Source organism: Acidobacteriota bacterium, from assembly GCA_016196065.1.
GTDB lineage: Bacteria > Acidobacteriota > Terriglobia > Terriglobales > Acidobacteriaceae > Acidiflorens.
In genome coordinates, this window is record JACPYL010000012.1 from 123,644 (window position 1) to 142,043 (window position 18,400).

Here is an 18,400-nt window from a genome sequence, read left to right on the forward strand (position 1 = left end):
AAACAACGGTGTTATCGCAGCGGTGAACCGCTGCGCCACCCAAAAACAAAGTTTTTCAGCAAACTGTGAAGCCGGACGTTGTATGGCCTTTACGGCACGGCTGAAGCCGTGCCCTCCCGACTACGCAGGGCGGCGGCGCGCTCCCGCGCATTTTGTAGTGCGCGTTTCACGTGTCTTGGGGCGGTGCCGCCGGGGACATCGTGTAGGGCGAGGACTTCTTCGAGGCCGAGTTTCGAGGGGAAGGCGGCGTCAAAGGCCGGGTTGATCGCTTGCAGGTCGGGAAGAGGAAGTTTTTGCAGATCGCATCCACGGCCGGTAGCCAGGGCTACGGCTTTGCCTACGGCTTCGTGGGCGAGGCGACTGGGGACTCCGCGTTCGACCAGGTAGGCGGCGGCGGCCCAGGCGTTCATGAAATTGGATTGGGCGTCGTGTTCCATTTTCTTCAAGTCAAATTCCACGGTGCGCATGAATCCGGTGACGAGCGGGAGCATGCTGGTGACGGTGTCGGCGGCAAGAAAAAGTGGTTCCTGACTCTCCTGCATATCTTTGTTGTAGGCGAGGGGGAGGCCTTTTACGAGAGTCTGCAGGGTGGAGGCGTATCCCATGACGCGCGCCGACTTGCCTCTTACTAACTCGAGTAAGTCGGGATTCTTCTTTTGCGGCATGGCGCTGCTGCCGGTGGAATAAGGCTCGGGCAACTCCACGAATCCGTAGGCGGGAGTGGAGAAGAGAATCATCTCTTCGGCCCAGCGGCTCAGATGCAACGCCAGTTGCGCTAGTGTGTTGACGAATTCTATGGCGAAGTCGCGATCGCTGGTGGCGTCGATGCTGTTGGCGGTGGGCGCGTCGAAAGCGAGATCCTTGGCGATCTCCTGACGGTTGAGCGCGAGCGTGGCTCCGGCCACAGCGCCTGATCCAAGTGGGCATTGATTGGTGCGCCTTCGGCAATCCGCGAGGCGGGTGCTATCGCGGAGGAACATCTCGGCATAAGCCAGAAGCCAGTGCGCAACGAGAACAGGCTCCGCAGGTTGCAGATGCGTGTAGGCGGGCATGGCTGCCGGGCCGGCGGCGTCGGCGGGGGCGATGAGGGAGTCGATCCAGTCGGCCAGCTGGATTTGCAGGGTGTCAATGCCGGCGCGAACAAAGAGGCGGAGGTCTGTGGCGATTTGTTCGTTGCGACTGCGTCCAGTGTGGAGTTTGTAGCCGGTGTCGCCGATTAATTTCGCGAGTTGCTTTTCTACGTAGTGGTGGACGTCTTCCGCTTCGGAGTCGACGGGTTCGTGCTTTCCGATCTCGTCGAGGGCGGTTTGGATTTTCTCCAGTTCATCTTTCGTGAGAACCTGGGCGCGTTCGAGGGCACGGGCATGAGCCTTGCTGGCTGCGAGTTCGAAGAGGAGCAGGCGGCGATCGTAGGGGAACGAGCGCTGCCACTGTTCGAAGTCGGGATCGAGCGGTTGGCGGAAACGGCCGGACCACATTTTCACAACGCTACCTCGGGGGCTAAAGCCCCAATCACAAAGAGTCTATATCGCAGCGGTGAACCGCTGCGCCACCCAAAAGCAAAGGCAACGGACAACCGCCTGCGCCACCCAAAAAAAGTCAACGGAGAACCGCCGCGCCACCAAAAGCAAGTCGGCGGTGAACCACCGCGTCACGCAAAAGCAAAGTCAAGATCGTATTTGTTCATGTCTGCATTGGCTGGCGGTCGTTGACTCAACCTGCGCGTTCGCTTCTTTCGCCCCGTCGGGGCTGGCGTCCTTCTGACAAAAGAAACCCACGGCTTGCGCCGTGGGCTGTAATCTTACGCCGCTGCGCGGCTGCGGCAATTTGCTATTGTGACGCCGTCCTCGAACCGCTCATCCGACTTCGACCTGTTTTTCGGTTTGCGTCTTGGCGCGGACGCGGGAGGGGAGGCCGAGGATTTTGATGAAGCCTTCGGCATCTTTCTGATCGTAGCTGGCTCCCATGGTGAAAGACGAAAGATCGGTGCGGTAGAGCGAGTAATCGGATTTGCGTCCGGTCACGGTTACGTTGCCTTTGTAGAGCGAGAGGCCCACGGCGCCAGTGATCGTTTGCTGGGTGGGCGCTACAAATGCGTCGAGCGCTTCGCGCAGCGGAGTGAACCAGAGGCCGAAGTAAACCAGTTCGGCATACTTCAGGGCGACGTGCTGCTTGAAGTGCAGCAGATCACGGTCGAGGCAGAGGGCTTCGAGTTCTCCGTGGGCGGTTAGGAGCAGAGTGCCTCCGGGAGTTTCGTAGCAGCCGCGGGATTTGATTCCTACGAAGCGATTTTCTACCAGGTCGATGCGTCCGACGGCGTTGCGTCCGGCGATTTCATTGAGAAGTTCGACCAGGGAAATGGGATCGAGCTTCATGCCATTGACGGATACGGGCACGCCTTTCTCGAATCCGATTTCTACTTTTTCTTCGCGGTCGGGAGCTTCCTGCGGAGATTTGGTCAGTTGCCAGGTGTTTTCGAAAGGCGCGTTGTTGGCGTCTTCGAGTTCCCCACCTTCATGGCTCAGGTGCCAGAGGTTGCGGTCGCGGGAATGAATCTTCTCGCGGCTGGCGGTTACGGAGATGCCGCGTTTTTCGGCATAGTCGAGGCAGTCTTCGCGCGACTTCAAATCCCATTCACGCCAGGGGGCAATTACTTTTAACTCGGGCGCGAGGGCTTGGTAGGCCATCTCGAAGCGAACCTGATCGTTGCCTTTGCCGGTGCATCCATGGCTGACGGCGGACGCGCCTTCGCGCAGGGCAACTTCGACCTGATGCTTCGCAATTACCGGACGAGCGAGCGACGTGCCCAAGAGATATTTGTTTTCGTAGACGGCTCCGGCTTGCAGCGCGGGCCACACGTATTCGGTGAGGAATTCCTCGCGGAGATCTTCGACGACGACTTTGGCGGCGCCGGTCTTATAAGCTTTTTCGACTACGGCTTCGACGTCGTCACCTTGTCCCACATCGGCGACCATGGCGATGACTTCGCAGGCGTAGTTTTCCTTCAGCCAGGGAATGATGATCGAAGTATCCAGTCCGCCGGAATAGGCGAGGACAATTTTCTCAGGCATGCGCGCTCCTTACGGGCAAGCGGCCCACGCCGTTGCCGAGCAGCCACATCAAGATGGCTTTTTGAATATGCAGGCGATTTTCCGCCTGGTCGAAAACGACCGAGCTGGGAGAGTCTATCACTTCGTTGGTGACTTCCCATCCGCGATGCGCAGGCAAACAGTGCATGAACAGGGCATGCGGAGCGGCGTCCTGCATGAGGTCGCTATTGACCTGATAGGGCGCGAACAATGCGGAGCGGGAATTGGCTTCGTGCTCCTGTCCCATACTGGCCCAGACATCGGTGTACACGGCGTCAGCTCCGGCGACTGCCTCGCGCGGATCGGTGTAGATGTTGATCGCAGCTCCGCTTTGTTCGGCGATCGCTTCGGCAGCTTCCACAATCGCTGCGAGAGGAGCGTGGGAAGCGGGAGTCGCAATCGAGACCGATGTTCCCAGCGCGGCCCCGGCCAGCAGCAGCGAGTGCGCGACGTTGTTGCCATCGCCAACATAGGCGAGATGCACTTTCGAGAGACTGCCGAAGTGCTCTTGCAAAGTGAAGAGGTCGGCGAGCGCCTGACAAGGGTGCTCGAGATCGCTGAGCGCGTTGATCACGGGGACATCGGCATGAGCGGCCATGTCCTCGACGGTCGAATGCCGGAAAGTGCGGAGCACGATGAGGTCGATCCAACGCTCGAGATTATGCGCGATGTCGCTGAGCGATTCGCGGGCGTCGAGGCGGCTGGCGGTTTGGTCGACGAAGAAAGTGGAACCGCCCAGGCTGTCCATGCCGGCTTCAAAAGTGAGGCGGGTGCGCAGGGAGGGCTTTTCGAAGAACATCACCATCTGCTTGCCGGCGAGCGCGCTGCGGAAGTCAGCGGGGCGCTCCTTGAGCATGGCGGTCAGGTTGAAGAGAGCGTGAATCTCGTGGGGAGCGAGATCGTGCGTGGAGATGAGGTCGCGCGCGGGGATCTCCGGTTGTGGCTTGGGGGCGTTCGTTGATTCGATGGTCTGCGTTCTCATGGTCGCGGGCTGCGTGCTCCTGGCTTTCCGGGGGCGGTGTGCGCGCTCCCGTTTTGTCTCTGGATTAATATTCATTCAGATGCATAAGTATCCATTGGGGTTGGCGGGGATGTCAAGGGGAAATACGGGCGGGGATGGCGGGAGTAATGAGGGTCGATATCGCGAGCCGATTTTCGGAAGACAGGACGGCCGTAAAGACGTTCTTTCGCCCCGTTGGGGCTGGTCTGACATACGACCTAACCCACGGCTTGCGCCGTGGGCTGCAATCTTGCGCCGCTACGCGGCTGCAGTGACCCACGGCTTGTGCCGTGGCTGCAATCTTGCGCCGCTACGCGGCTGCAGTGACCCACGGCTTCTGCCGTGGGCTGTAATCTTGCGCGGCTTCGCGGCTGGAGTTGACTCGCCTAGACGGGGAACATCATGCCGTCGCGGCGTTGGGGCCTCGACTGGGCTACTTTGGCGGTGACGGCGCCGGACATTACTTTCTTCAAGGCGTCCTGGAACTGGTCCATTTCGGGGCGGGTTCCGACGGTGATGCGGGCGTAGGTGGGCCAGACGGGCCAGATGCGTCCGATGAATACTTTTTGTGTGGCCATGGCGTCGATCACTTCTTTTGCAGGACGTTTGGTGTCGAGCATGAAGCAGTTCGATTCGGAACGGACGTAGGAGTATCCATTGCGATCGAGCCACTGGAAAGTTTCTTCGCGGATGCCGGCGTTGATCTTCTTGCGCTCCTGCACCAGGCCGGTGTGTTTCAGGCTGGCAGTGGCAGCAACCATGGCGGTGACGGGCATGAAGTTCCATCCGCCGAAGTTGTGAATCTTTTCGAGCAGCTCGGGACGGGCGATGGCGGCGCCGCAGCGCAGACCGGCCATTCCATAAAGTTTCGAAAACGTGCGCAGAACGATCACGTCCTTGTCGGCTTTGACCAGATCGAGTGCGGTGGTCGCGTCGGAGAAATGGATGTAGGCTTCGTCGATCAAAACGATCGAACCTTTCGGTTTGTTCTCCACCAGGTACTCAATATCGGAGTGGCTGGTGAGCGTGCCGGTGGGATTGTTAGGGGAGCAGACGTAGAAGACGCCTGCATCGGAACCGGCGGCCAGCATGGCTTTTACGTCGTGAGCGTAGGTCCTGGTGAGCGGAACTTTGACGACTCGCGCGCCGACGGCGGCGGCGGCAAACATTCCGGCTTCGTATCCGGGGTCGGCGGTGACGTAGGAGTGGGCCGGCGATGTGAAGGCGCACACGCTGTGATGAAGAGCGTCGCTTGATCCAGGATAGATGTGAACGTAGTCCGGCTTGAGGCCTTCGGTTTCGGCGATGGTTTTCGCGAGATCTTCGGTGAGGCCGTCTAGGTAGCGTCCGCCCTGCGGGGTGATGGTAACGACCGCCTCGCGGGCGGAGACGCAGGGGCCGAGCGGGTTTTCATTGGCGTCGATCATGATCGAACCGGCCGGCGGATGATGTTCACGCGCGCGGGCGAGCATGGGTTCGGTGACAATGCGCAAGGCGACGGCAGCGGAAGCTGCGGTAGTCAGGCTGAGGAACGATCGGCGGGACGTGGAAGCAGGAGTAGAAGCCATCACTCACCTCGTGGCGGACAGTTTACCCCAGTTCTCAGTTCCCGGTTCGCAGTTCTCAGGTTAACTTGCGTCGGCTTCGGCGTCGGCTAGCTCGGGAACGAGGCGGTTTTTATTGCTGCCGCCGTCGTCTCCGGTGACGAATGCGGCGATCACGAGCGAGATGAGCAGCAGTGCTGCGGCTAGATACCACGGGGCTCCGGCTAGCGTGTGGGCGGGGGCGATAAAGTAGGCGAAAGTCAGTGAGAACATTCCCGGTCCAATCAACATCGCGACGCCGCGCAGGGATGCGATTGCACCCTGCAATTCTCCTTGTACTGAGCCCGAGACACGCTTCGTCATGAGGGCTTGCGAAGTGGGTCCGGCGAGCGACCAGAGTGAGTTGACGAGGATGGATCCCAGGAACATCGAAGTGGACCAGGACACTCCGTACATGGCGAAGCCAACGGCGGCGAAGAATAGTCCGGTAAGGAGTGCGCGGCGTTCGCCGAGCGCTTTCACGATGGGACCGACGAGTCCGGACATGACGATCGAGGTGACGCCGACGACGGCGAGCGACAGTCCAACCATGCGCTGGTTCCATCCAAAGCGGTAGATCACATACAGGACGAAGACGGTGAGATAAACCTCGTGCGCGACGTAGCCGAGGAAGTTGACGGCGGCGAGTCCCATCAGTTCCGCGTGCGAGCGGAGCAGGCGGAGAGCGCCGAGGGGATTCGCATTTTCCCAGCGCAAGCGCGGCTGACGTTTCTCAGGCGCGAGCGACTCGGGCAACACAAACAATCCATACATCGCGTTCAGCAGGCTGCCGCCGCATCCCACCCAGAAGGGGAGACGCGGGTTGTACATGCCGAGCCATCCACCTAACGCTGGACCCAGCACAAAACCGACACCAAAAGCCGCGCCCAGCAGGCCAAATGCTTTGGAGCGTTTCTCCGGCGGGGTGACGTCGCTGATGTAGGCGGTGGCGGTGGGAATGCTGGCGGAGGTGATGCCGGAGAGCAGGCGTCCGAGAAAAAGCCAGCTAATGTTGGGCGCGAGCGCCATGATGAGGTAGTCGAGGGAGAGGCCGAAGTTGGAGATCAGGATCACGCGACGGCGGCCGAAGCGGTCGGAGAGTAGTCCGAGGACAGGCGCGAAGAAGAATTGCATCAGCGCCCACGTCGTGATGAAGAGGCCGAGATATTCCGAAGCGCGCGCGGTGTTGCCGCCGAGAAAATCGGAGATCAGTTTCGGCATGACGGGCGCAACCACGCCGAAAGACAACATGTCGATGAGGACCGTGACAAAGATGAAACTGAGGGCGGCGTGACGTTTACCGAGCATGAGAGTTCTCCTGCAGATACGATGAGATGGTGTCGAGAGAGTGCAGCCAGAGATCGACGGCGTGGTCGATGCGCGGCCGGTCGCGGGAAGCGCAGTAGTCGAGCATGAAGCCGCGAAAGCCAGCGAGGACGATAGTGGCGAAGGCATGCGCGTCCTTGCCGGGTAGCCCTTTGCGGAGCAACGGAGCGGCGACGAAATCAATCCAGTCCTGCACTGCATTGTGCAGGAAGTCGCCGAAGCGTTTGGGATGGCGCAGGGCGAGCGCGTACGTCTCGAAGAAAAATTGGAACAGGCGTTCAGACTGGGGAGCGGACATCTGCATCCAGATGGCGCGGCAAGCGTCGGATGGGCGGTCGTACTTTGCTTCGCGCATGGCGCCGAAAGTGCTTCGCTGGCGCTCGCGCAAACGGGTGAGCGCTTTGACGATCAGCTCTTCTTTGGACCCGAAATAGTAAAGGAGTACGCGGGGGCTGGAGCCTACCGCTTTGGCAAGAGGACGCAGGGACAATTCAGCGACGCCGTGTTTGACGAGGTAGCCGACGATATCGTCGAGCAACTCGGCGGGACGGGACTGGCTCGCGATCCTCACGATGAGGCAGAGCGTAGCATAAATGAAACGAGTGTTTCAAGTATGAGGCTGCGAGCCGTGAAGCGGCACAAGCGGTGGGTCACATCGGGCAGAAGAGAAAAGCCCCAATGAGGCGACATCTAGCAATGGGATCGATTCTTCCGCCCCTTCAGGGCTCGCGTCTCCTAACGAAACAAACCCACGGCTTGCGCCGTGGGCTGCATTCTTCCGCCGCTTCGCGGCTTTCGCGATGTGGTTGGGTACCGGTTAAAAGGGGCTCCGGTTAAAAGCGGCTCGGGTTAAAAGCGGAGCACGACTCCGGCGGAGTAGCGCATGTTGTTGAGGTTGGATCCGTTGCTGCGAATCTGCAGGAAGTCGGCCTGGCCCAGGCGAACGCTGAGCAAGGGAGCGATGTTCAGGTCAACGCCTCCGCCGACGGCCCAGGCAGCGTCGGTTTCAGAAACGCTAACGCCGGCGGATCCGCCCGAAAGACGCGCGGCACCGCCGAGGGCATGAACAAAGGGAGTGAGATGGGTCGGATTCGGCAAGCGCAAGGTCGGGCCGAACATGAAGGTGTGGTACTTGGTGTGGATGGGGATGCCCAGAAACTCAGGAGTTCCATACATGCCGCCGAAATCGCCGGTCACGCCGACATAGCGGTTAAAGTAACCGCTCAACGAGGCATTCCATCCGTTGAGGTTGAAGTCACTCAGGCTGGGGGTGCCGGTACCGGCACGGAAATACTGGAAGCCGCCAAAGACTTCCGCGCGAGGCGCGTCTTGAGCCAAAACTTGTCCAGTCAGAAGGGATGCGAAAAAAAGTACAGCGAGAATCCGGTGCATAGTTCTCTCCTATTGGTTTTCCGGCGGTACGCACACGAGTACGTTGCGGCGCATCGGGACGCGCCCGCTGGAAACGTCACATTGAATGTTGGTCTCTGTCGAAGTTGGATGCGGAGTAGTTGCCCAGTGGTCGCCTACGAAGAAACCCCACTGGACATGAACTTTGGAATCGGAACCGTTACTGTCGAAGCCCGATCCAACCTTCGGAAACCACCATCGAGTTTCCGGGATTGTGGGGATCGTATTTCACCGAACTGGGCACGCCGAGACGGCAGGAATGAAGGTTGATCCACTGGCGCAGATAGGTGACGTCCTGGGAAGCTTCATAGGAAACTCCGGCCACGTCGTATTGATAGATGAGCATCGTGGCGGGCGGTTCGGAAGGAAGCTCCTGGACGTCAATGACCGTGCCGTCCGTGATGCGGCCGACTTCGGAGAGCCAGGTGCGGCGCTTGCGCTCCAGTTCGTCCGCAGTTTTAGGCTTGCGTCGAAACAAGACATAGCTCATCGCGGCCAAGGCAAGCGCGCCCAGGGCTAATGTGTAAGTGCCGAAAGGAATAACAGCCTCCGAAAGTCTTCCGGGATCAGTGTTTCCGGTAGTGCATTCAGCATAAATGCAAAATGCAGTTGCGGAAAGTGAACGGAAGTGTGCTCTTGAGGCGAAGATTGTGGGCGGGAAACCAGATTTGACAACAAAGTGACATTTCGCTGACAACTGAGGTTGAACGGTGCCCTACATTGACGGCACTTGGCTGGCCCTGCGCCGCACTCGTTTCCGGCGCCGTTGGACATCTCTCCAGGGATGGCTGACGGGGTTGGGGACGCTTAGGTCACTCCAAGCATGACTTGTGTGGCCAGGGCAGCGTTTCAAACCGAACGCGGATTTTCGGAGTGAAAGTCGCGGGGGACAAAACGGGCTAGCACTGCCGATTCGTTCCGCGCTCGGGAAATGGCCGGAGTGTCCCCCGGCCTTTTTTTATTGCCTCCGATTTGGGTTTGCGAGGGGTTTCAGTCGTGCCTCCGGCACTGCAACGGAACGGTGTCACGATACCCGCCAGTAAACTGGCGGGCTATTTTCGAACGTCCCTCCGGGACGAGACGACGGTCGCTGATTGTCGGGAAGACAACATCCTCAACAGGGCAAAGGCCATCCAGTAAGGCACACCACCGTTAGGACCGCACCACGCACAGAACCGCACCACCCATAGAACAACATCACCTATCACAGGATGCTGTGACACGTGCGCTTGGCGGTGCTCCGGTTGGCGCGGGTAGAATATGGGTTCCTGCCGGAGTATTTGCTCTTTCGTCACGATGAAGAGGGAGCCACAATCATGGACACTCTTACCCCCACTACTGACCCCCTCATGCGCTCCAGCCGTTTTCAGATTTTCTTGACAGTGCTTCTCGTGGCGATTGTTTTGGCGTGCGTCGCGTGTGGAGGCGGGGGTAGCAGTTCGCCGCCACCGCCACCACCGCCGCCCGGGCCGACGGTGCAGCCGGTGGTGACAACGGGCGATCGATCCTTATTACTGGCATCCCAGCCGACCGTGCAATTCACTTCCGGGGGCGGGTCGGGCCAATTCAACATCACGGTGGACGATAGCGTCGCGTACCAGCAGATGGATGGCGTGGGCGCGTCGCTGACGGATTCGTCGGCGTGGTTGATGTGGAACAAGCTCGATGGCTCGCAGCAAGCGGACCTGATGCAGAAACTGTTCAGCCGGTCGAATGGGATCGGGATTACTTTTCTGCGGCAGCCGATGGGTGCGAACGACTTTTCCAACTCCGGCAATTACAGCTACGACGACATGCCGAGCGGTCAGACTGATCCGAACCTGGTGAATTTTTCGATTGCGCACGACCAAGACGCGATCATTCCGCTGCTGCAGCAGGCGATCGTGGTGAATCCTGCAGTCAAAGTTGTCGCGCTGCCGTGGAGTCCTCCGGCGTGGATGAAGACGACTGGGACGATGAATGGCGGAGGCATGATCACGACGTACTTTCCGAGCCTGGCGCAATATTTCGTGAAGTATGTGCAGGCGTACCAGCAGCAGGGCATTCCAATCTATGCGATTTCGGTGCAGAACGAGCCGCTCAACTCGACGCTCAATTATCCGAGCGAATTTCTATCGGCGGCGGACGCTTCTGATTTTCTAGCCAATCATCTTGGGCCCGCTTTAGCCGGAGCCAGTCTCTCGGGGGTGAAGGTCTTCGGCTATGACCACAACTGGGACAACCCCGGTTACCCGGAGTCGATCCTGGCAAGTTCGGCAGCGCCGTATGTGGCGGGCACTGCTTTCCATTGCTATGCCGGTGACGTAACGGCTCAATCCGATGTGAAAACGGCGTATCCGGATAAAGACATCTGGTTCACGGAATGTTCCGGGACAGTGGGATCGAACTTCGCGGGCGATCTGGCGTGGAACACGGAGCACCTGTTGATCGGCGCGACGCGCAACTGGGCGCGCAGCATCTCATTGTGGAATATTGCGCTCGATCAGAACTCAGGACCAACGAATGGCGGATGCGCGCAATGCCGGGGCGTGGTGACGATCGACACGAGCACGAGTCCTTCTACGGTGAGTTATAACGTCGAGTACTACGTATTGGGGCACATGGGAAAATTCGTCGTGCCCGGCTCGCACCGGATTACGTCCAATACATTCGGAGCAGGAAGTATCGAGGATGTTGCTTTTCGAAATCCGGACGGATCGATTGCACTGTTAGTACTGAATGCGGCCAACAGTACGAACCAGTTCACGGTGACTTGGAAGAGCCAGAAATTCAGCTATTCATTGCCCGCCGGTGCGGTCGCCACGTTCACCTGGAAATAAAACTAAGTGCGACGTTTGTAATAGATGTTGAATTCGAATCCGGGATTGGGCGGGAAGATTTCAGCGATCTTGCGGAGGCGTTCGGCGAGAGGCGCAGGCGCCAGCAACGGGTAGTCGCGTTCCCGAAGATCGTAGTAGTCGACGTCGAGGCAGAGCGAGAGCAGGTAGATCGAAATCGCGTCGGCGAAGGTGGCAGTCAGATACTCGGTCTTATACTTCTCGGCTTCGGGACCATTGGCCGTGGCGAGCTTGCGCGACTCCCAGGCATCCAGCGAAGTTTCCCCTCGAACACCCGCTTCCACCTGCTGCCAGACCATGTCCGCGAAAGGCTGCGAGACTCCGGCGCGTTCGACGAGCGCGTGCCCAACGTTGATATAGAACTCGAAGGCGACGGAAAACTTGTCGTCCATCAGGCGGGTAGAAATGAAGACGCACTGCGCGTCGCCGAGATTCAGATTGCGGTGACAGACGGCGTTGTCGCTGAGCGCGACGTCGTAGCGATCGGCAATTACGGTTTCATCGCCCTGGCTGACGGTGAGCGGGACGAAGTAGTACGCCTTGCGGGTGAGCGCAGATGCTGCGGCGACCGGGACGGTCGCGATCATGCGGTCGAGATCGTTGTCGGAGATCGCGACTTCGCCGGCCCGGGCATAGCAGATGCCATTGGCGGCCTGCGAGACCGGAGTGGTCCGGACAATGTCCGCGGGGCTGCGCGTGATCGCCGAAACGGCTTGCGACATAGTGTTTATTGTAGCGCAACGTAGTCACTGCCTAATCCTGCGGCGGTGGTTTCATGGTGTAGCCTAGAAGCATGCCGGAAACAACTTCGAGCCGCCCGCGATGGATCGGAATTCCGTTGCGCGTCCTGCTCATGACGGTGGTAGTGACTCTGCTGGCGTTTGCCGTCAGCTTACTGTTGAGCATCCTGGGGACGATCGTGTATTCGCAGGTGAACCACACGGCGCCCAATATGCCGTATGCGTATCGTTATATTGCGTTTCCGTTTGCGATCAGCGTGGGCGTGATTGTCCTGGTGCTGTCGTTGACGATGGAAATCCGGCACTACCGCCGGCGCAAGAATCTGGCCGGCGCCGAGCGGGCAGGTTAGGTAAGGGATAAGTAAAGATACGGAATGATCACGCCGCGCATAGCCATTCCCATTCCACACTCTGGCGACCGCGCCTATGCCGAGCGGGCGCTTCCGCAATATGAAGAGGCGGTACGCAAGGCAGGCGGCGAGCCGGTCCGCATCGAACTCGAGCAAACTCCTGAGCAGGTCCGGCGGCAGCTTGCAGGCTGCGAAGGCGTGTTGCTGCCCGGCAGCCGGGCGGATATTGATCCTGCAGAATATCGAGCGGAGCGGCATCCAAAGACGGCTGCAGCGGATCCCAAGCGCGATGCGGTGGATAGACTCCTGTTAGAAGATGCGTACCGTGCGCGCAAACCGATTCTCGGAATCTGCTACGGACTGCAGACACTGAATGTGTTTCGATCGGGCACGCTGGTGCAGGACATCGAGTCGTCGATCAAGCACGAAGCGGGACGCACGGTTTCGAATGCACACCGGGCGGAAGTGGATCCGAAATCCACGCTGGCGTCGATCGTCGGGGGCGAAGTGGATCTCGCCGTCAATTCTTCGCATCATCAATCCGCTGATGAGGTCGGCGACGGCTTGCGGGTGGTGGCGCGATCTCCGGTTGACGGCGTGATTGAAGCACTCGAAGGAACGGTTCCGGGACATTTTGTGCTGGCGGTGCAATGGCATCCGGAGCGCTCCGTGAATGACGAGCCGGAAGTTGCGGAGTCGGCCAAGAAAATCTTTGAGGCATTTATTGCAGCCGCGCGGAAGAGATAGCCTGCGCATTGCCGGATTGCTACAGCTTTCGTGAACGGCGAAGGGTTTCGCTGGGTAGTTCTCCGAACATCGCGCGATATTCCTGGGCGAAGCGGCCAAAATGCAGGAAGCCCCAACGAGCCGCTTCGTTGGTCACGCTCGTAGAACCATTAGGATGCTGCAATCCGGCACGCACTCCATCCATTCTGACCCGGTAAAGAAATTGCAGGGGAGTGCAGCCGCGTTTGTTTCGAAACGAATGTTGCAGGGTGCGCGCATTGATGCCTACGGCCTGGCAGATATCGCCCAGGGAAGGCGAGAGATGCGCGTGGGCGACAATGTATTCCTCGGCAGTTCTCAGCTGCCAGGCGCCGGCAGCGCTGTGGCGGTTGAGCAATCGGGTGTAGTTGTGCGGTTGTGCCTGCAGAAGGAGCGTGATGATGTCGTTCTCTAGACGCTGCACGGAGAGCGATTCGCGAATCGCAAGGAGATCCAGACTGCAAAGTACACGCGAATAATTCCTGCAGAGCTCGCGGAGGCGCTCGCCCGCCACGGTTTCCATGTTGCAAACCGGAGAAAACACCAGGTCGGTGCGCGCCTCGCGTTCCAACATTTTCTGCAATTCCTGGACAACGCCGTCAGTGGCAATCCTGAGAAAAGCTACGTCGAAATCGGCGGGAGTTAGAACTTCCACACGCCGCAGAGGGGATTGAACAAAGGCAAATTGTGAGTTGACGACAACGCTGCCTTTCTCCGAGCGATGCAATCCTGCGCCGTTACGGCGATCCAGGACGAGCGCATAGGAATCGGCGGGCAACTTCGATCGGACTCGCATGGTCCCACTGGTGACGACGCGCGCCAGGCGCATGAGCCGGCCCTTGCCGACAAAAATCTGGGTCGAAAAAGGCGGAGAGCCGGGCAGCAATTCCGAAACATAGGGGATGGCGGCATCCGCCAAAAGGGATGCGGCCTCGTCCGGATCTCTGGTCTGAAGAACCAGGTCGCGGGGAAAGGGACTTGCCTTAATACCTATCTCCTTCCCCGCATGAGGTTGGTGTCGTAATGAAAATCCTCTGGGACCGGTTTCATGAATAGTGGTTAGGGGCACGATTTTAGCAAAAATTCGTGACTCAACCCCATAAGATTCTGTTTACCCTGCCACGCAGATGTGCTCGAAAAGCCGCGTCCAACAGGTCAATTGCGCAATCTGGATAGCGAGGCGGGACGGATTTCGATGGCGCGTGGGTCCCCAGATTCAGCGAGCGGCCCGCACTCCCGTAACCGGATCGCTTCAGTTGCGCTATGTGGATAGACCGGACCGGAGAGTTGCGAGAGATTGAATTCCAGAGTCCAAGCCTCCGTTCGGCGCACGCGGAAGTATCCGAGGGGATCGAGCCGTGCGGGGATTGGGTGTTCTGCAAAGCAGCGAATCGAGCCTTCAATCGGGGGAGGTTGAAGGCTCGAGCTGCGAAGAAAGGCAATCCACAAAAGAATGGTTCACGTTCCAGTCGACCCAACCAGCCCGGCTGATCGGATCGCCCCGCGGCATTTGTTTGAGGCGAGGATACGGATCCGCTGGCAACGGGAGAACCAGAAGCTTGCAGCACAGGGCTGGACCCGCGATCTCAGCGAGAGCGGCTTGTCGGCATTTGTCGCTGACCTGCTCATCGTGGGCGAACTCATTTCGCTCGAAGTGCCGCTGTCAACCGCAGAGCGGATGGTCATTCCAGCGAAGGTGGCGCGCAGCCGTGGAACCGAATACGGATTTCAGTTCACAGCCTTGAGCTTTGCGCAGCGCAAGGAGATTCAGGCGATTCTGCGGGGGCAACCAGAGATTCCGTTTTCGAGTCGGTAGGCGAGGCAGAGGGTCCAGTACACGGGAGCGGTTCCATGTCTGACAGAGCGCAGAAGAAGGGCATCACCGCCAAGCTGATCCAGGCGCGCAATGAACTCGATGATGCGCTGAGGTTAGCAACTCCTGCCGCGCGCTTTGATCCGATCGTGGTTCCCGTGCGGCTGCGGAATCTGCTTACTGAACTGCGAGACAACCTGAACAATATTATTGGCGAACTCGAAGCCAGCTAACCCACGAGTTGGCTTCCGGCTTGCGTGCGATACGCCATCGTTCTCCATCGAACCATCATCCATCGAAATACGGAAACGCCCCACTCCTCGCAGGGTGCGCGAGAAATGGGGCGTCTTGTTATTTGTTACTTCGAAATTTGAACGGTGAGCGTGTTATTTCCGATGGTGATGGCTGCGGCGTCCGAATTCGCGCCTCCGCCACAGACCTGAAATGTGTTGTTGCCCTTCAGGAGTCCGTCGCCGGGGAAGAGAACCCACTGATAGGTCACGGCCTGGAAACCGCTGCCCGGGATAGTAAGTAGAGGGCCTACTCCCGATCCGTAAGAGAGGCACGAACCGCCATTCAGACTGAGCCCGATGCGGAATTCGTCGTTGATGGAGTAATCGCTGTTCCAAGTCACAATTACGGGAGCGACGGCGGTTGGTTCGGTGATCGAGACGGCGGGGCCAAACAGAACACAGCACTTGGCGGTAACCGTTTTGGCGGTCAGGCTGCGTGCTACCTGCTTGGTGGGGATCGCAAAGGCCGAAACCGCGCCGGCGATGATCAGGCAGGCGAGGACTGCCCGCAATACAACATTTCGAGTGTTTGTTGATGGCATCACTTTTTACCTCTTCGCTTTTTCTAGAAGTCCGCTCTCGGTGATGAGGCCCGATAAGCGTCTAGTCCTGAAATCGAAGACGGGAAGAAAAACACGACATCTGGACAAGAAAATGATGAGGTGGGAGGAAAAGTTTGATTTTGTCGAAAGCCTGGTGCGTACACATGAAGAAGGTCTTTGTGATTGGGAATTTGTGATTGAACTGGGCCGCGGGTGCAATCTCCACCTCGGAGTATGGGGGCTGGCACTTTCGCGACAAATCACAGGCCACGGCTGGCGCGCCAGGTGCGCGACTCATTTCCAGGCGCGGGGTGCCCCATTTCTCGCGCTTTTTGCGAGAAGTGGGGAATGATGCTGTCTGCCGCGAAGGGTGTTGTTCCTAGGCAGCGGGCGCGGTGTAAGCGGGATTTTTCGCCAACAATCACGAGCCCGGTCAGGAACGGAAGATGCAATCAGTGCCTGTCTGCGGGTACACCTTTCTTCGACCTCTCCAGCCATTCGATCACTATCGTCTGCAATGCAATGCGACGATCTGAGAAGGTATGGTCAGTCGCCACTGCCACATGACTAAGCGCAACGGCGCCCTTCTGCTGTAACGCGCCGACAAGGGCTTCCATGTCGGCATGGTTCTGATCGTCAGCCTCGACGAGTAGTACTGGCCGGGCGCGCAGAGCGTCAGCCCATTGCACATAGTCCCAGTCCTTGGCGTGCCGCTCTGCCTCGCTAAAAAGGGCTGCCGCACTAGTTCCCTGTACCGGGTGCAGGTTGTTTTGCCAACGCTTCAAGCGCTCCTCGCGTTCCTTAGGATCAGCATTGACCTTGCCCAAATTCACCGCTGAGATCATCGCCACCGCCGTAATGTCCGGGTCGTGGGCGGCCTCGTATCCAGCCAGGAATCCACCCATACTGTGGCCAACTACCACCAACCTCTTCGGATCGCTGCGGTACTTTGCTGCGGTTGCCGGATCACGCAAGAACCGCACAGCCTCGGCCGTGTCTTCGATGGCAGACGACTGCGAAAATGTGCCCGCCGTGCCCCACGTCCCACGATAATGGAAGAGCAGCACGTTCCAACCCGCGCGTCGGATCGACTGCGCAAGATCGACGTTACTCTCATAACCCGGTAGCCCTTGCAGCAGGAGCACGGTCACATGCGGTCCCGCCCCGCTGGCAAGATAGTAGGTAGCATCCATGTCCACGCCGTGGCTCGGGACTGTGATTCCGGCGATGCCAGGCGGAAATTTCGCGTCTACCGGTGGATCTGCAACTACGGCAGTTGTTATCATCTGCCCTCGCAGCGACTGCTCACCGGTACACGCCAGCGCGAGCAGAGTAAGCACAGCAACACGGGTCATCAAGTCCGCATCTCCTCAAACGGTAGTCCAATACCTTGGCCCTTCATTTGAATTATTGTAAATCCGTCTCAGGCGGGCACCCTTGAATGTATGGGCCACCTGCCACCGAATTTGTCTATGATGGCGGAGAAGTGGGCCACCCGCCAAATCGCCCTACTCTTGTTAAGGAGTTGCATAATGATTGGGAGACAAGTTCTGCTGCTCGGGGCATCGTTGGTTGGCTCATTGCTATTTATGGACCAGCGGAGTGCCACTGCCGAATCCGTTGGCCCGATTGTGCGGATAGCAGAACTGGAAATTGACCCGGCGCAGCTTGACGCCTACAGGGCCGCGCTCAAAGAAGAAATTGAGACCTCGATTCGCATAGAGCCGGGGGTCTTGACGCTGCTCGCCGTTTCGCTCAAGGAACATCCTGAACAAATTAGATTGTTCGAGACCTACAAGGATGCCGCTGCATACGAATCGCATATCCAGAGTCCACATTTCAAAACATACAAAACTCGCACTGGGCAGATGGTCAAATCTCTCAGGTTGGTGGAAACCGACCCAATTCTACTCGGCTCAAAATCGAAATGAACTCCCGAGCACACTCCTACGCGCGGGGTGCCCAGGTAACTCGGGGTGCCCCATTCATTCGCGTACTTTGCGAATGAGTGAGCGAAGCGTGGTGCTTCCGTCAGTAAAGTGTTCCATCGGACGCGCCTTGATCTCCAGCGGCCAATCCTGAAAGTTGACGCGGACCAGACCCTTCTCACCACAGTAGTACGAACGGAAGCTGCTCCACCGCCATTGATCCGGTTGTTCGACGAGTCCGCGATTGACCGGGTTACGATGCATGTAGCGCAGCTTCTCAATGCGCTTTCGTTCAGTCCAAACGTTGAAATCGTAGAAACGCTTCTGCCAGATAGGGTCAGGAATAGAATCCCAGAGCGCGATCTGGGCCGGGTGAATTCGTTTTCGGGGTTGGTTGACGCGTCGTGCAAAACGCTGTTTGATCACTTTCATCACCACCGAAGGATCGCCGACTTCGGGTTCGGTGATGAGCAGATGGAAATGTTCCGGCATGACGACATATCCGTGCACGACGAAGCGGTACTTACGGCGTGTTTCTTCGAGGATTGTCAGGAACAGGTCGCGGCGTTTGGCGGTTCGCAATTGCGCTTGCCGGCGATAGCAACTGCACGTAATAAAATGCAGGTCTTGGTTGCCGTAATAGCGAATGAGTCCTTTGGTCACTCGGTTAGAGTAGTGGTCGGACGGCAGGGCGTCGGTGATCCCGATACATCGTGATGGTGAC

18 protein-coding genes and 1 pseudogene are annotated in these 18,400 nt (G+C 58.5%); 6 read left to right on the forward strand and 13 right to left on the reverse strand.

Features of this window, described 5'->3' with window-relative positions; genetic code table 11:
- Nucleotides 1-89: 89 nt before the first annotated feature.
- The 8 genes from argH to HY010_12645 form a co-directional block, all read right to left on the reverse strand.
- The gene (gene argH / locus HY010_12610; GenBank protein ID MBI3476567.1) at nt 90-1,478 is read right to left on the reverse strand and encodes an argininosuccinate lyase; all 1,389 of its coding nucleotides are present in this window, start codon (nt 1,476-1,478) and stop codon (nt 90-92) included.
- Nucleotides 1,479-1,856: 378 nt separating this feature from the next.
- Nucleotides 1,857-3,071: an argininosuccinate synthase gene (locus tag HY010_12615; protein MBI3476568.1), complete on the reverse strand. Its 1,215-nt coding sequence runs from the start codon at nt 3,069-3,071 to the stop codon at nt 1,857-1,859.
- Complete coding sequence (gene argF, locus HY010_12620; protein ID MBI3476569.1) at nt 3,064-4,071, reverse strand: ornithine carbamoyltransferase; 1,008 nt, start codon at nt 4,069-4,071, stop codon at nt 3,064-3,066. Before argF ends, HY010_12615 begins: the two co-directional genes overlap by 8 nt.
- 404 nt (nt 4,072-4,475) lie before the next feature.
- A complete protein-coding gene (locus HY010_12625) occupies nt 4,476-5,657 on the reverse strand; it encodes a pyridoxal phosphate-dependent aminotransferase (protein ID MBI3476570.1) in 1,182 nt (393 codons plus the stop codon).
- A gap of 60 nt (nt 5,658-5,717) precedes the next feature.
- Nucleotides 5,718-6,980, reverse strand: a complete 1,263-nt coding sequence (locus tag HY010_12630; protein ID MBI3476571.1) for a TCR/Tet family MFS transporter — start codon at nt 6,978-6,980, stop codon at nt 5,718-5,720.
- Nucleotides 6,970-7,569 carry a TetR/AcrR family transcriptional regulator gene (locus HY010_12635; protein MBI3476572.1) on the reverse strand — a complete coding sequence of 200 codons (600 nt, stop codon included), beginning with the start codon at nt 7,567-7,569 and terminating at the stop codon, nt 6,970-6,972. The genes HY010_12630 and HY010_12635 overlap by 11 nt, the downstream gene beginning before the upstream one ends.
- 278 nt (nt 7,570-7,847) lie before the next feature.
- Complete coding sequence (locus HY010_12640) at nt 7,848-8,390, reverse strand: outer membrane beta-barrel protein (GenBank protein MBI3476573.1); 543 nt, start codon at nt 8,388-8,390, stop codon at nt 7,848-7,850.
- 178 nt (nt 8,391-8,568) lie between these two features.
- Nucleotides 8,569-8,886 carry a hypothetical protein gene (locus tag HY010_12645; protein MBI3476574.1) on the reverse strand — a complete coding sequence of 106 codons (318 nt, stop codon included), beginning with the start codon at nt 8,884-8,886 and terminating at the stop codon, nt 8,569-8,571.
- Nucleotides 8,887-9,757: 871 nt separating this feature from the next.
- Here HY010_12645 and HY010_12650 point away from each other — a divergent pair.
- Nucleotides 9,758-11,227 carry a hypothetical protein gene (locus HY010_12650; GenBank protein ID MBI3476575.1) on the forward strand — a complete coding sequence of 490 codons (1,470 nt, stop codon included), beginning with the start codon at nt 9,758-9,760 and terminating at the stop codon, nt 11,225-11,227.
- 2 nt (nt 11,228-11,229) lie between these two features.
- Here HY010_12650 and HY010_12655 read toward each other — a convergent pair whose 3' ends face one another.
- Nucleotides 11,230-11,967 carry a hypothetical protein gene (locus HY010_12655; GenBank protein MBI3476576.1) on the reverse strand — a complete coding sequence of 246 codons (738 nt, stop codon included), beginning with the start codon at nt 11,965-11,967 and terminating at the stop codon, nt 11,230-11,232.
- 71 nt (nt 11,968-12,038) lie between these two features.
- Between HY010_12655 and HY010_12660 the strand changes: the two genes are divergently transcribed.
- Together HY010_12660 and HY010_12665 are read left to right on the forward strand one after the other, a co-directional pair.
- Nucleotides 12,039-12,335 (forward strand): hypothetical protein, encoded by a 297-nt coding sequence (locus tag HY010_12660; GenBank protein ID MBI3476577.1) that lies wholly within the window; start codon nt 12,039-12,041, stop codon nt 12,333-12,335.
- 27 nt (nt 12,336-12,362) lie between these two features.
- Nucleotides 12,363-13,082 carry a gamma-glutamyl-gamma-aminobutyrate hydrolase family protein gene (locus HY010_12665; GenBank protein MBI3476578.1) on the forward strand — a complete coding sequence of 240 codons (720 nt, stop codon included), beginning with the start codon at nt 12,363-12,365 and terminating at the stop codon, nt 13,080-13,082.
- A gap of 19 nt (nt 13,083-13,101) precedes the next feature.
- Here HY010_12665 and HY010_12670 read toward each other — a convergent pair whose 3' ends face one another.
- Nucleotides 13,102-14,019 (reverse strand): helix-turn-helix domain-containing protein, encoded by a 918-nt coding sequence (locus HY010_12670; GenBank protein MBI3476579.1) that lies wholly within the window; start codon nt 14,017-14,019, stop codon nt 13,102-13,104.
- A 534-nt stretch (nt 14,020-14,553) separates the two neighbouring features.
- On the opposite strand from HY010_12670, the gene HY010_12675 reads away from it, so the two are divergent.
- Nucleotides 14,554-14,916: a PilZ domain-containing protein gene (locus HY010_12675; GenBank protein ID MBI3476580.1), complete on the forward strand. Its 363-nt coding sequence runs from the start codon at nt 14,554-14,556 to the stop codon at nt 14,914-14,916.
- Between the two features lie 35 nt (nt 14,917-14,951).
- Nucleotides 14,952-15,146: a hypothetical protein gene (locus HY010_12680; GenBank protein MBI3476581.1), complete on the forward strand. Its 195-nt coding sequence runs from the start codon at nt 14,952-14,954 to the stop codon at nt 15,144-15,146.
- 125 nt (nt 15,147-15,271) lie between these two features.
- On the opposite strand, the gene HY010_12685 is transcribed toward HY010_12680, so the two are convergent.
- Nucleotides 15,272-15,748 (reverse strand): hypothetical protein, encoded by a 477-nt coding sequence (locus HY010_12685; GenBank protein ID MBI3476582.1) that lies wholly within the window; start codon nt 15,746-15,748, stop codon nt 15,272-15,274.
- Nucleotides 15,749-16,200: 452 nt separating this feature from the next.
- Nucleotides 16,201-17,103 (reverse strand): alpha/beta fold hydrolase, encoded by a 903-nt coding sequence (locus HY010_12690; GenBank protein MBI3476583.1) that lies wholly within the window; start codon nt 17,101-17,103, stop codon nt 16,201-16,203.
- A 177-nt stretch (nt 17,104-17,280) separates the two neighbouring features.
- Between HY010_12690 and HY010_12695 the strand changes: the two genes are divergently transcribed.
- Nucleotides 17,281-17,679: an antibiotic biosynthesis monooxygenase gene (locus HY010_12695; protein MBI3476584.1), complete on the forward strand. Its 399-nt coding sequence runs from the start codon at nt 17,281-17,283 to the stop codon at nt 17,677-17,679.
- 156 nt (nt 17,680-17,835) lie between these two features.
- Here the strand turns inward: HY010_12695 and HY010_12700 are convergent.
- Nucleotides 17,836-18,339 (reverse strand): annotated as a pseudogene (locus HY010_12700) (transposase).
- Nucleotides 18,340-18,400: the final 61 nt, after the last annotated feature.

Excerpts from the sequence above, each read along its gene's own strand:
- argH (MBI3476567.1), bottom strand. The coding sequence starts at position 1,478 with ATGTGGTCCGGCCGTTTCCGCCAACCGCTCGATCCCGACTTCGAACAG.
- HY010_12615 (MBI3476568.1), bottom strand. The coding sequence starts at position 3,071 with ATGCCTGAGAAAATTGTCCTCGCCTATTCCGGCGGACTGGATACTTCG.
- argF (MBI3476569.1), bottom strand. The coding sequence starts at position 4,071 with ATGAGAACGCAGACCATCGAATCAACGAACGCCCCCAAGCCACAACCG.
- HY010_12625 (MBI3476570.1), bottom strand. The coding sequence starts at position 5,657 with ATGGCTTCTACTCCTGCTTCCACGTCCCGCCGATCGTTCCTCAGCCTG.
- HY010_12630 (MBI3476571.1), bottom strand. The coding sequence starts at position 6,980 with ATGCTCGGTAAACGTCACGCCGCCCTCAGTTTCATCTTTGTCACGGTC.
- HY010_12640 (MBI3476573.1), bottom strand. The coding sequence starts at position 8,390 with ATGCACCGGATTCTCGCTGTACTTTTTTTCGCATCCCTTCTGACTGGA.
- HY010_12650 (MBI3476575.1), top strand. The coding sequence starts at position 9,758 with ATGCGCTCCAGCCGTTTTCAGATTTTCTTGACAGTGCTTCTCGTGGCG.
- HY010_12655 (MBI3476576.1), bottom strand. The coding sequence starts at position 11,967 with ATGTCGCAAGCCGTTTCGGCGATCACGCGCAGCCCCGCGGACATTGTC.
- HY010_12660 (MBI3476577.1), top strand. The coding sequence starts at position 12,039 with ATGCCGGAAACAACTTCGAGCCGCCCGCGATGGATCGGAATTCCGTTG.
- HY010_12675 (MBI3476580.1), top strand. The coding sequence starts at position 14,554 with ATGGTTCACGTTCCAGTCGACCCAACCAGCCCGGCTGATCGGATCGCC.
- HY010_12680 (MBI3476581.1), top strand. The coding sequence starts at position 14,952 with ATGTCTGACAGAGCGCAGAAGAAGGGCATCACCGCCAAGCTGATCCAG.
- HY010_12685 (MBI3476582.1), bottom strand. The coding sequence starts at position 15,748 with ATGCCATCAACAAACACTCGAAATGTTGTATTGCGGGCAGTCCTCGCC.
- HY010_12690 (MBI3476583.1), bottom strand. The coding sequence starts at position 17,103 with ATGACCCGTGTTGCTGTGCTTACTCTGCTCGCGCTGGCGTGTACCGGT.
- HY010_12695 (MBI3476584.1), top strand. The coding sequence starts at position 17,281 with ATGATTGGGAGACAAGTTCTGCTGCTCGGGGCATCGTTGGTTGGCTCA.